Source organism: Haematobacter massiliensis, assembly GCF_000740795.1.
GTDB lineage: Bacteria > Pseudomonadota > Alphaproteobacteria > Rhodobacterales > Rhodobacteraceae > Haematobacter > Haematobacter massiliensis.
Genome location: NZ_JGYG01000011.1, coordinates 26342 through 38710, shown reverse-complemented (window position 1 = coordinate 38710; position 12369 = coordinate 26342). Strand labels below are relative to the sequence as shown.

Sequence of the window (12369 nt, the reverse complement as noted above, 5' to 3'; positions counted from 1 at the left end):
GGTGGGGGCAAGCCGCCATCACGGTTTGCTGAGCGAGGCACAGGGATCGTCGCGTGGCTGGGGCGGCGTGACGATCCAGAGGTCGAAGGGATACTGCTCGGCCCCGCCCTCCTCCACCTGCCCTACGGAGATCACATGAAGATCAGGGGCCGCGGCTTTCAGCAATGCCGGTACGGCCCCTGCCCGCACATGGCCCCCTCCGGCGATCACCACCACGGGCGGCCCGTGCTCCTCCAGCGCCGCCAGCGTCGCGCGCGCCAGGGCTGCATCCCTGATGCGTTGAGCCTCCACCATCATGGGAAGCAGGTCATCCGGCAGCATGCCGCAATGCGCCTGTCGTTGCTCCTCTTCCGCCGCCCGCTGGGCGTCGGAGGGGAGCGGTTGATCGAGGCCGAAGCGGTGTGCCTCCGCCCCGAACAGGGCTGCGGCACCTTTTTCCTTCAGCCCCGCCATATCCTCCCGCTTCACACCCGCACCGAAGATGGCCGCCTCCGGGGCCGCCGCGAAAATGGGCCAGTAGAGAGAGAAATCCGGCCAGCCGCTTGTCGCCCAACCCGTCGCAAGCGCCAGCGCCTCGGCCGAGTGACGCGCCTCCGGGGTGGCGAGAGCGGCTTGCGCCGGGGTCAGCATCTCAAAGACAATCGCCTTTGGCTTCAGGGCGGCGACGGCGCGGGCCTGATTTTCGTGATGATGAGGATTGTCATGAACCTCGCCAAGCAGGACGACGTCCGCCGACGGCAGATCATCCAACCGCGAGGCCGGAACGACATCCGCCGCGACCGGAGCCGCGGCGACGAAAAGCACAGGAACAAGCCACTTCATGAGAAGAAGTGGTGCACCTCACGGTTGCGGGTTTCAAGGCTCTTGCGAAGCCGGGCAAACGCCGCCGTCTCGATCTGCCGTACGCGTTCCTTGGAAAGACCGAGTTCCGTGCCGAGGCTGTCGAGCGTCCGGGGCTGCGGCCGCAGGCGCCGCTCCCGAACGATATACCGCTCGCGCTCCGAAAGGTCGCCCATGGCCGTCGTCAGCCAGGTACGGAGGCGGAGAGTGTCGTGGCGGGATTCGTAAACCTCTTCCGCCCGCGGGCTGTCGTCCTCCAGAGCGTCGATCCACTCCCGGCCCTCATCTGCCCCCTGAACCGCGTTCAGCGACTGATCCTGCCCGGACATCCGGCGCTCCATCTCGGTCACATCACGCAGGGAAACACCCAGCTCATCGGCAACGGCCTGCAGAAGCTCATCACCCGCGAGGTCTTCTCCCCGCTGCCGCGCTTCCCGCTCCAGCCGCGCGCGCACGCGGTGGAGATTGAAGAACAGCGACTTCTGCACTGTGGTGGACCCGGTACGCACCAGAGACCAGTTCCGCATCACGTGATCCTGAATGGAAGCCTTGATCCACCAGACGGCATAGGTCGAGAAGCGAACACCGCGATCAGGGTCGAATTTCTCCGCCGCCTTCATGAGACCAACGATGGATTCCTGCAGAAGATCACCCATCGGCACGCCGTAGCGGCGGAATTTCATGGCCATTGAGATCGCAAGCCGCAAATAGGCGGTAACGAGACGATGCAGGGCCGCTTCATCGCCGCGGTCGCGCCAGGCTTCGGCGAGCGAGCGTTCCGTATCTGCGTCAAGCATCTCTGCGGTCATCGCGCGGCGCATAAGGCCGCTTTCTCTGATTTCCAGCATGGTTCACCTGTCCTTCCGGGTGGCCCCTCAGGGCTCTTGCCTTGCGGCGTTTCCGTGCTACGCAGGCTGAAAACTCAGCAGAACGGAAAAAGTTCACGACATATGCAAAAAAAACTTTTTCTGATTTTGGGCGGCGCGGATTCAGGCAAGTCGGTTTTCGCCGAGGATCTGGTGAAGCGGCTTGCCGGATCGCGCGCAAGACTTTGCTATATTGCGACGGCTGATGTCGAGGATGAGGAAATGGCGCAGCGGGTGGACCGCCATAAGGCCCGCCGCAGATCCGAATGGCGCCTCGTCGAGGGAAACGCCGAGGCTGCCCTAACCGCATTGGCCGAGGAGGAAGTAGCCCTGCTCGACTGCGCGACGCTCTGGCTCTCAGGGCGAATGTCGGAGCTTGAGGATACCGATGAGGAAATGGGGACAGACCTTCCGGCGGCATTTTCGAAGCTGGAAGCCGCGCTCGCCGCGGCGCGGGGCAGCGTGGTAATCGTCTCCAATGAAACCGGGCTGGGTATCGTGCCCATGCACCCCCTATCGCGTGCGTTTCGCGCGGCGCAGGGCCAGCTGAACCAAAGGCTCGCGGCGCTGGCCGATGTGGTGGTGCTTGTCGTCGCAGGTCTCCCGCTGGTCCTGAAAGGAGAGCTTCCGTGACCCGCTGGTGGTGGGTGCGACATGGGCCGACCCATGCCAAGGGGATGGTAGGATGGACGGACCTGCCCGCAGATCTCAGCGACAGCGGCACCATTGAGCGCCTTATCGCCGCACTGCCTGAGCAGGCCCTTGTTATCTCCTCCGACCTCAGGCGGGCCGTGGCGACGGCGGACCTGATACCCGGAACCCGCCTTCCACACGAGGCCGGCCTGCGGGAAATCGGGTTCGGAGACTGGGAGCAACTCACCGCGGATGAGGTGTCGGCGCGGCATGGCGCACTTGCGCGCCGCTATTGGGAGCAGCCGGGCGATATCGCCCCGCCCGGTGGGGAGAGTTGGAACACGCTCTGTCAGCGCGTGGCGGAGACGGTGGACAGGCTCACCCTGCTGCATCCGGGGCGGGACATCGTCTGTGTTGCCCATTTCGGAGTAATCCTCTCGGAGCTTCAGCGCGCGAACGGCCAGACCGCAGTCGAAGCGTTCAGCCAGCCCATCGCGCCGCTTTCCCTTTCCCGCGTCGATATCAGCGCCGGTCAGCGCCACTGTCTGTTCGCCAACCGGCGTTTCCATCACGATCCCTGATGAACCGGACGACAAATCCGCATTTCCATGATCGCCCTCCCTCCGGCTAACTGAAGCGGCACAACGGGAGACTGCGATGTATGAACTATTGATCGGCGACCGCGCCTATTCGAGCTGGTCGCTGCGGGGCTGGCTGCTGTTCGATGCTTTCGGTATTCCGGTGAAGACGACGGCGGTGCCGATGTATACCGCGGATTTCGCAACTGCCCTTGGCGCCTTCCCCCCCGCCCGCACGGTTCCGGTGATCCGCACCGCGGAGGGCACCGTTATCTCCGATACCATCGCCATAGCGGAGGAACTCGCCTCGCGGGAGCCGAGCGCCGGTCTTTGGCCCGCTGCGCCAGCGGCCCGCGCCGTGGCGCGACGTCTGGCGGCAGAGATGCATGCGGGTTTCGCGGCGCTCCGCGATTACTGCACGATGAATCTCAGGGCGTCCTATACGGACAGCAGCCCACCGGAGGCCGCGCTGGCCGACCTCGCGCGGATCGAAACCATCTGGTCGGGCGCAAGACAGGAAACGATGAGCAATGGTCCGTGGCTCTGCGGTGCCTATTCGGCGGCGGATGTCTTTTTCGCGCCGATCGCGGCGCGGATCGCCACTTACAATCTGCCCGTGGGACCGGAGGCACTCGCCTATATGCAGGCGCATCTTTCCCACCCCTCCTTCCGCCGCTGGCGCGCGATGGCGATGGTCGACCTCCCCGATCAGGCGGTCTATCGGCGCGACTACCCCCGCCGCCCTTGGCCCGGCCCCGCGCCAATCCCTGCCGAGGCGGTCGAACAGGGTCCGGCAGAGAACGCGTCCTGCCCCTATTCCGGTCGCCCGGTCACGCATTTCCTGAAGGCCGAGGAGCGGGTCTTCGGCTTCTGCAACGCCCTCTGCCGCGACAAGACGGTGGCGGACCCGGAGGCCTGGCCCGCCTTCATGGCGCTGCTTCGCGGCTGACTAGCGGCGGCGGGGCCAGGCCCAGAGGCAGATCAGCTCCGTCGCCACATGCGCTCCGGCGACTGCCGTGATGCCCGCCGTGTCATAGGGCGGCGACACTTCCACCACGTCGCCGCCAACCATGTTGATACCCGCGAGCCGCCGCAGGATGATCGCCGCCTGCGCAGACGACAGGCCGCCCCACACCGGCGTTCCGGTTCCCGGAGCATAGGCGGGATCGAGGCAATCGATGTCGAAGCTGACATAGACCGGCCGATCCTCCACGATGCTTCGGACTTTCTCCGCCACGGCGCGGGGGCTGGTTTCATGCACGTCGAACGCGTCGATGATATGGAGGCCGAGCGTGTCGGCATTCGTGGTGCGCAACCCAACCTGCACCGAATGCGCGACGTCGATCACCCCCTCCTTCACCGCCTTGTAGAACATCGTGCCATGATCAATCCGGCCCGTGTCGTCATCGGCCCATGTATCGGAATGCGCGTCGAAGTGGATGAGCGCGAGCGGCCCGAACCGCTCCGCATGGGCGCGCAGGATCGGGTGGCTGATCGAATGATCGCCGCCAAGCGCGATCACCGCCGCCCCCTGATCGTGGATGCCGCGGATATGGGCGGCCAGCGTCTCGGGGAACTCCGCCGGACGGGCATAGTCGAAGGCGAGATCGCCATAATCGGCGATGGAAAAATCCGACAGCGGATCGAACCCCCAGCCATAGGGCGGGTCGAAGGCCTGGAGCGTGGATGCCTCCCGGATCGCGCGCGGTCCGAACCGCGTTCCGGGGCGATGGGTCACGGCCTGATCGAAGGGCACGCCGGTAACCGCAAGATCGTATCCGGCCAGATCCTTGGTATAGCGCCGCCGCAGGAAGGATGTCGCGCCACCGAAGGCGTTTTCATAGGAAAGGCCCCGCGCATCCCTCCGCGTGATAGCGGTGTCTACTTCGGTCTTCGCGTCTTCGAGCGCCATCATCGCCTCCGTCATACTGCCCGACTGCAGGGTAGCCTTGCCGCCGGTGAAAGCCAGCCCTCCATCGCATGCGCAACTTGTGGAAAGCCTGCCTCACATCACCGACAGATCGTTGCGCTTTTGGGTTGACGATGCCATCCGCTCATGCGATGAGGACGCCATCCAAGGGGGCGAGACATGAACGGCCTTATCGTAATCGTAGGAAGTTGGCGCATGGTCCGTTAAGGAAGCCGTATTTCCGTCCCATGCGCCCCCGAGTATCACTCCGGGGGCTTTTTTATTTGCCGAGACGAACGGCGGAGGATCTGAGATGACAGCGGAGAAACCCGGCCAGATGGAGGGCGCACGTTACGCCCGAGGCCCCGCGAACGGTGAGGCCCTGACAGGCGCTAAGATCATCGTGCAGGCATTGCGCGATCAAGGGGTCGAGGTGATCTTCGGCTATCCCGGCGGCGCTGTGCTGCCGATCTATGACGAGCTGTTCCAGCAGAACCAGATCCGCCACGTCCTCGTCCGGCACGAGCAGGCGGCGGTGCATGCCGCCGAAGGCTATGCGCGGTCCACGGGCAAGCCGGGCGTCGTGCTGGTCACCTCCGGCCCCGGTGCCACCAATGCGGTCACGGGACTGACGGATGCACTGCTCGATTCCATTCCGATCGTCGTGATGTCCGGTCAGGTGCCGACCTTCATGATCGGCACCGACGGCTTTCAGGAGGCGGATACCGTCGGCATCACGCGCCCCTGCACCAAGCACAACTGGCTGGTCAAGGATACCGACAAGCTGGCAGAGACGCTGCACCGCGCCTTCCACGTCGCCACGACCGGCCGCCCCGGCCCGGTGCTGATCGACATCCCGAAGGACGTCCAGTTCGCCACCGGCTCCTATCGCCGGCCGAAGCCCAAGGACAGCGATCCCTACAAGCCTCAGGTCCGGGGCGACGCCACGCAGATCCTGCGTCTGGTCGAGCTGATCGAGACGGCGGAACGTCCGGTGCTTTATACCGGCGGCGGGGTCATCAACGCCGGGCGGGAGGCGAGCCGCCTGCTGCGCGAATTCGCCGACGCGGCCGGCTTCCCGGTCACATCCACGCTGATGGGCCTCGGGGCCTATCCGGCGTCGGGCAAGGGCTGGCTCGGGATGCTCGGCATGCATGGTCTCTACGAGGCCAACCTCGCCATGCACGGCTGCGATCTGATGATCAATCTGGGCGCGCGCTTCGACGACCGGATTACCGGGCGGCTCGCGGACTTCTCCCCCGGCTCGATCAAGGCGCATGTCGATATCGACCCTTCCTCCATCAACAAGACCGTTCGGGTGGATCTGCCCATCGTGGGCGACGTCGGATCGGTGCTGTTCGATATCCTCCGCATCTGGAAGGAACGCGGCTCGAAGGTGAACCGCGAGGGTCTCGCCCGCTGGTGGCGTCAGATCGCGGAGTGGAAGGCGGTCAACTGCCTCGCCTATCGCGGGTCCGACACGACGATCAAACCGCAATATGCGCTCCAGCGGCTGGAAGCGCTGACCCGCGGGATGGACCGCTACATCACCACCGAGGTCGGGCAGCATCAGATGTGGGCGGCGCAGTTCCTGCATTTCGACGAACCGAACCGCTGGATGACCTCCGGGGGGCTGGGCACGATGGGCTACGGTTTCCCTGCTTCCATCGGTGTGCAGATGGCCCATCCCGATGCCCTGGTCGTCAATGTCGCGGGCGAGGCTTCGTGGCTGATGAACATGCAGGAGATGGGCACGGCCATGCAGTTCCGCCTGCCGGTGAAGCAGTTCATCCTCAACAATGAGCGGCTGGGCATGGTGCGGCAGTGGCAGCAGCTTCTGCATGGCGAGCGCTATTCGCACTCCTGGTCCGAATCGCTGCCGGATTTCGTCAAGCTGGCGGAAGCCTTCGGCGCGAAGGGCATCCTGTGCACCGATCCCGCCGATCTGGACGATGCGATCCGCGAGATGATCGCTCATGACGGGCCGGTGATCTTCGACTGCATGGTCGAGAAGCATGAGAACTGTTTCCCGATGATCCCGTCGGGCAAACCGCATAACGAAATGCTGCTCGGCGATGCCGACCCGGCGGATGCAATCGGCGCCCAGGGCGCAGTTCTGGTCTGAGGAGAACGATCATGGCGCTGAACCTCATGCAGACCTCGACCGGGCATTCCGCCTACGATCTTCGCGATCCCAATGCGGATGTGAGCGAGCGGCATACGCTGACCGTGCTGGTGGACAACGAATCCGGTGTTCTGGCGCGGGTCGTGGGGCTGTTTTCCGGGCGGGGCTACAACATCGACAGCCTGACCGTGGCGGAAACGGACCACACCGGCCACTTGAGCCGGATTACCATCGTCACCACCGGTACCCCGCAGGTCATCGAGCAGATCAAGGCGCAGCTCGGCCGCATCGTGCCTGTGCACGAGGTGCACGACCTGACCGTGGAAGGCGCGGCGGTGGAGCGGGAGCTTGCGCTCATCAAGGTGAAGAACACCGGTGAGAAGCGGGTGGAGGCGCTGCGGCTGGCGGATATCTTCCGCGCGAAAGTGGTGGATTCGACGCTGGAGAGCTTTGTCTTCGAAATCACCGGGACGCCGGAGAAGGTCGATGCCTTTGCCGATCTGATGCGTCCGCTCGGGCTGATCGAACTCGCGCGCACAGGTGTCGCCGCGCTGCGCCGCGGCAATTGACGGAGAAAGCGGGGGAGCAATCTCCCCGCTTTCTGCTATTCGTTGGGTATAATCCCCCGGATCCCCCCGAGCCGCTGCCGGAGAGAGCTGGCAGGTTGCGGAACGGTGACGTCGGGGGTCGCGGGGGGGCGTCCCCCGCGCCCAGGTTTCAGCTATCGGCCCCTTGCGAGAGGCGCGCGCGGATTGCCGCATCGTCCGCCCCGAGAAGCGGCGACGCATGATCGAGCGCCAGTTCGCTGGACGAAAAGGTTATCGGCGTCCGAAGCCCTGGAATACCCTCAGCCTCTATCCTCATGCCGCGCGCGGCGATCTGCGGGTCGGCAAAAACATCGGACAGGCTGTTGATCGGCCCTGCGGGCACTGTCGCGGCCTCGAGCGCGGCCAGCAAGTCGTCACGCTGCCAGCGGAGGGTCGCCGCGGCAATCGCCTCCGTCAGCTCGGCTCGCCGCTCCAGGCGGAGGGCATTCGTCGCATAGGCCGGGTCCGCGCCGAGATCGGGGCGCCCGATGACATCGCAAAAGCGCCGGAACTGTCCGTCATTGCCGACGGCGAGGATGAACCAGCCATCCGCCACCGGAAAGGTGGCATAAGGCGTGATGTTCGGATGCGCATTGCCCATCCGGTGCGGCGCGACACCGGAAACGAAATAGTTCATCGCCTGGTTTGCCAATACCCCGGTGAGACAGTCAAAGAGCGCGAGATCCACGTGCTGTCCCTGCCCCGTCTTTTCCCGCTCCGCCAGCGCCGCCTGAATACCGATCACCGCGTAAAGCCCGGTGAAGATATCGGCGAAGGCGACACCGATCTTCTGCGGCTCGCCCGCCGGATCGCCGGTCAGGTCCATGATCCCCGCCATGCCCTGGATCATGAAATCGTAGCCTGCGCGATTACGATATGGCCCGGTTTGTCCGAAACCGGTGATGGATGCGTAGATCAGACGCGGGTTGAGCGCTGCAAGGCTTGCGTAATCCAGCCCGTATTTCGCAAGCCCGCCTACCTTGAAGTTTTCGATGACCACATCCGCTTCCGAGATCAGACGGCGGACGAAATCCAGATCCGCGGGATTGCGGAAATCCGCGATCACGGAATGCTTGCCCCGGTTGCAGGCGTGGAAATAGGCGGCGGAGCGTTCCGAACCGCCATCCGGCGTCTCACGCTCCACGAAGGGTGGACCCCAGCGCCGGGTATCGTCGCCCTCGGGCGCCTCCACCTTCACCACTTCCGCCCCGAGATCGGCGAGCACCTGACCGGCCCAGGGGCCGGCCAGGATGCGGGCAAGCTCGACGACCTTCAGTCCTTCGAGCGGCGCCCCCATCAGAAGAACGCCTGAAGGCCTGTCTGCGCCCGGCCCAGGATCAGCGCGTGCACGTCGTGGGTGCCCTCATAGGTGTTCACCGTCTCGAGGTTCACCATGTGGCGGATGACGTGGAACTCCTCGGAGATGCCGTTGCCGCCGTGCATGTCGCGGGCCATCCGGGCGATATCCAGCGCCTTGCCGCAGTTGTTGCGCTTGATGATGGAGATCATCTCCGGCGCGGCGGCGGCCTCATCCATCAGACGGCCCACGCGGAGCGATGCCTGAAGCCCCAGCGAGATCTCGGTCATCATGTTGGCGAGCTTCAGCTGGAAGAGCTGCGTCTGAGCGAGCGGCTTGCCGAACTGCTTGCGGTCGAGGCCATACTGCCGCGCCGCGTGCCAGCAGAATTCGGCCGCGCCCAGCGCCCCCCAAGAGATGCCGTAACGCGCGCGGTTGAGGCAGCCGAACGGGCCCTTCAGCCCTTCGACATTCGGCAGCAGCGCGTCTTCACCGACTTCCACATTGTCCATCACGATCTCACCGGTGATGGAAGCGCGGAGCGAGAGCTTGCCCTGAATCTTCGGCGCCGACAGGCCCTTCATGCCCTTTTCGAGCACGAAACCGCGGATCTTCCCGCCATGGGCCTCGGACTTCGCCCAGACGACAAAGACATCGGCGATGGGAGAGTTGGAGATCCACATCTTCGACCCGATCAGGCGATAGCCGCTGTCGGTCTTGATCGCCCGCGTCTTCATGCCGCCGGGGTCGGAGCCTGCGTCCGGCTCGGTCAGGCCAAAACAGCCGATCCACTCACCGGAGGAGAGCTTCGGCAGATACTTCTTGCGCTGTTCTTCCGAGCCATAGGCATAGATCGGATACATGACCAGCGACGACTGCACCGACATCATGGAGCGGTAGCCGGAATCCACGCGCTCCACTTCACGCGCGACCAGCCCGTAGGAGACATAGCCCGCGCCAAGCCCGCCGTATTCCTCGGGAATCGTCACGCCGAGCAGGCCGGCCTCGCCCATCTCGCGGAAGATCGCCGGGTCGGTATGCTCTTCGGCGAAAGCTTTCTGAACCCGCGGCATCAGCCGGTCCTGCGCGAAGGCGTGCGCCGCGTCGCGCAGCATCCGTTCCTCCTCCGTCAGCTGGGTCTCCAGCCGGAAGGGGTCGTCCCAGGTGAAGGAAGTCAGGTCCGGCGCGTCCTTGGCCTTGAGCTTGGGCTTTTGCATGTCGTTCATGGCGGGTCTCCTCTGCTTGGCGCAGGATCTACTCCTCCCGCGCGAAGGATGCTAACGATGATTTATGGCATCTCGATGAGTTTTCCTCATACCATGCGACAATCCTACCTGCCTTCCATCCAGGAGCTCGCCACCTTTGCCGCCTGCGCGCGCACCGGCGCCACGACCCGCGCCGCGGAGGAGTTGAACCTGACACAAAGCGCTGTCAGCCGCTCTCTCAACACGCTGGAGGATCGGTTGGGGGTGAGGCTCTTTCACCGGGTGAAGGGGCGGCTCGTACTGGCCGATGCAGGGCGGGTGTTTCTGCCGGATGCAGAGCGGCTACTGGCGGAACTCAATCAGGCCGCCGTTGCGGTGATGGCGTTCGGCGGCCATGGCGATGTCATCCGGCTGGCGGTGCTGCCCTCCTTCGGCTCGGCCTGGCTGGTGCCCCGGCTTGCGGCGTTCCGGGCGCTCCGGCCGGATGTGACCTTCGACATCACCTCGCGGCTGACGCCTGTCGATTTTACCGACGATCCGTTCGACGCGGCGATTCAGCGGGCGGAGCATCGCCCGCCGGATGCCCATGTGGCGGAGTTGATGGAGGAGCAGCTCGTCGTCGTTGCCAGTCCCGCCGTCGTGACGGGCCCGTTGCCGGATCTGGCCCTCGCCCGCCTGCCGCTTCTTCAACAATCGACGCGGCCGACGCTCTGGCTGGATTGGTTCCGCGATGCGGGGCTGGATGCGCGGCCGATCCTGCGCGGCGCGCGCTTCGAGCATTTCGGCATGCTGGTCACGGCGGCGGTTGCCGGCCTTGGCGCCGCGCTTGTGCCCGAGGTCGTGGCGGAGGAGGAATTGCGTCGTGGCAGGCTGCTTCTCGCCTCGGAACGCAGGCTGCGGGTGGCAAGCCCCTACGCCATTCTCTACCCCGACAGAAGTGCCGCCAATCCGGTCTTCGCGGCCTTCCGTGACTGGCTGATGGGTGAAGCGCGGCCCTCCTGACAGGCTGCCAAACGCGCCCAGCATCGTTCCGCGCTTACATCGAAAGCAGGAGATCGGTCCGATCGGGAGCCCGAACCCGAGGTTTCTTAGACGATCTCCCGACAATGCGGAGATCCGCGATCCGGGGCCGCCCGGGAATGCTTTTCAGCGCCCGCTAGAACCGCGCGCCGCCGATCTCGGTACCGGGAGCGGCCTCTTCTGCATCGAGAGCCGATACCTGCGAGGGCGCGGAGGCGGATCCCTCATCAGGGGTTACACTGGTATCCACGCTCACCACGACGGAAAGGCCGGGCACGAGGCTCTGCACCAGCGGCTGGCCCGGATCGAGTTCGATTCTCACGGGAAGACGCTGTGCCACCTTGGTGAAGTTGCCGGTGGCGTTGTCCGTCTTGAGGAGACTGAATTCATTGCCGGTGGCGGGCGCAAAACCCGTGACATGGCCGGTCAGTTCCGCGCGTTTCATGGCATCCACGGTGATCCGCGCGGGCTGCCCGACGCGCATCTGGGCAAGCTGGGTCTCCTTCATGTTCGCGACGACCCAAAGCGCCTCCGGAACGAGCGGCATGAGCTGCGTTCCTGCGGACACATACTGCCCCGGCCGTGCCCCCACCTCTCCGACGCGGCCGTCCTGCGGCGCGCGAATTTCGGTATTGTCGAGGTCGATACGGGCAAGCTCCACAGCCGCCTCCGATCCCGTGACAGCGGCCTCCAGCGCCTGACGCCCGACGATCGTGGACTGCACCTTCTGTCTGGCCGTCTCCAGAGCGGCCTCCGCCTGATGCTGATTGGCGATTGCCTGATCCAGGGCGGCGCGGGTGGCGTCGCCGTCCGCCTGCGTGGCGACACCCTTCGCGAGCAAGGGGGTGATGCGCTCCCAGTTCGCATTGGCAACCTTCACCGAAGCCTTCGCGCCCTCCAGCGTGGCTTCCGCCGCGCGGACGCTCGCTTCCGCCACCAAGCAGTCCTGCGCGTTAGAGGCAAGGCTCGCCCGGGAGGAAGCAAGTGCGGCCTCTGCCTGCGCGAGCTTCTGGCGGAAGATGCGGTCGTCGATCTTCACCAGCGACTGACCGGCCTTCACCATGTCGAAGTCATGCACGAATACCTCGGCCACATGGCCCGCGACCTGCGGCGCAAGGAACGTCACCTTGGCCCGGGTATAGGCGTTCTCCGTCGTCTCAATGGCAGTGGTGAAGGGGGGCAGCTGCCACGCATAGAGCACCAGCCCAATGGCAGCGATGCCGGTGACAAAGGCGATATGCGTGGCGCGGGAGCGGATGATTTCGTGTGGCATGACAGAATACTCGAATAACTGGGTCAGCGGAGGGAG

The 12369-nt window shown here is 65.0% G+C and carries 12 protein-coding genes; 6 read left to right on the top strand and 6 right to left on the bottom strand.

The genetic code is table 11. The features are described 5' to 3' along the window. Positions 1-18 precede the first annotated feature (18 nt). On the bottom strand, positions 19-822 hold the full coding sequence (locus CN97_RS15050) for a ChaN family lipoprotein (RefSeq protein ID WP_035713035.1): 804 nt from the start codon (positions 820-822) through the stop codon (positions 19-21). Next, complete coding sequence (locus tag CN97_RS15045) at positions 819-1688, bottom strand: RNA polymerase factor sigma-32 (RefSeq protein ID WP_035713033.1); 870 nt, start codon at positions 1686-1688, stop codon at positions 819-821. Before CN97_RS15045 ends, CN97_RS15050 begins: the two co-directional genes overlap by 4 nt. 102 nt (positions 1689-1790) lie before the next feature. Between CN97_RS15045 and cobU the strand changes: the two genes are divergently transcribed. The 3 genes from cobU (at position 1791) to CN97_RS15030 (ending at position 3866) form a co-directional block, all read left to right on the top strand. After that, positions 1791-2339: a bifunctional adenosylcobinamide kinase/adenosylcobinamide-phosphate guanylyltransferase gene (gene cobU / locus CN97_RS15040; RefSeq protein ID WP_035713032.1), complete on the top strand. Its 549-nt coding sequence runs from the start codon at positions 1791-1793 to the stop codon at positions 2337-2339. Next, positions 2336-2920 (top strand): histidine phosphatase family protein, encoded by a 585-nt coding sequence (locus tag CN97_RS15035; protein ID WP_084684194.1) that lies wholly within the window; start codon positions 2336-2338, stop codon positions 2918-2920. Before cobU ends, CN97_RS15035 begins: the two co-directional genes overlap by 4 nt. 76 nt (positions 2921-2996) lie before the next feature. After that, positions 2997-3866, top strand: coding sequence for a glutathione S-transferase (locus CN97_RS15030; protein ID WP_035713031.1), 870 nt, complete (start codon positions 2997-2999; stop codon positions 3864-3866). On the opposite strand, the gene speB is transcribed toward CN97_RS15030, so the two are convergent. Further along, a complete protein-coding gene (gene speB, locus CN97_RS15025) occupies positions 3867-4829 on the bottom strand; it encodes an agmatinase (RefSeq protein WP_035713030.1) in 963 nt (320 codons plus the stop codon). Between the two features lie 334 nt (positions 4830-5163). Between speB and CN97_RS15020 the strand changes: the two genes are divergently transcribed. Together CN97_RS15020 and ilvN are read left to right on the top strand one after the other, a co-directional pair. Beyond that, positions 5164-6951, top strand: a complete 1788-nt coding sequence (locus CN97_RS15020; RefSeq protein ID WP_051911302.1) for an acetolactate synthase 3 large subunit — start codon at positions 5164-5166, stop codon at positions 6949-6951. 11 nt (positions 6952-6962) lie between these two features. Next, positions 6963-7520, top strand: a complete 558-nt coding sequence (ilvN, locus tag CN97_RS15015; protein WP_035713028.1) for an acetolactate synthase small subunit — start codon at positions 6963-6965, stop codon at positions 7518-7520. Positions 7521-7668: 148 nt separating this feature from the next. Here the strand turns inward: ilvN and CN97_RS15010 are convergent, their stop codons facing one another. Further along, a complete protein-coding gene (locus CN97_RS15010) occupies positions 7669-8835 on the bottom strand; it encodes a CaiB/BaiF CoA transferase family protein (protein ID WP_035713026.1) in 1167 nt (388 codons plus the stop codon). Continuing rightward, positions 8835-10052: an acyl-CoA dehydrogenase gene (locus tag CN97_RS15005; RefSeq protein WP_407059737.1), complete on the bottom strand. Its 1218-nt coding sequence runs from the start codon at positions 10050-10052 to the stop codon at positions 8835-8837. The genes CN97_RS15010 and CN97_RS15005 overlap by 1 nt, the downstream gene beginning before the upstream one ends. Before the next feature lie 66 nt (positions 10053-10118). On the opposite strand from CN97_RS15005, the gene CN97_RS15000 reads away from it, so the two are divergent. Continuing rightward, complete coding sequence (locus CN97_RS15000; RefSeq protein ID WP_242685221.1) at positions 10119-11042, top strand: LysR substrate-binding domain-containing protein; 924 nt, start codon at positions 10119-10121, stop codon at positions 11040-11042. Between the two features lie 154 nt (positions 11043-11196). Here the strand turns inward: CN97_RS15000 and CN97_RS14995 are convergent, their stop codons facing one another. Then, a complete protein-coding gene (locus tag CN97_RS14995) occupies positions 11197-12333 on the bottom strand; it encodes an HlyD family secretion protein (RefSeq protein WP_084684193.1) in 1137 nt (378 codons plus the stop codon). Positions 12334-12369: the final 36 nt, after the last annotated feature.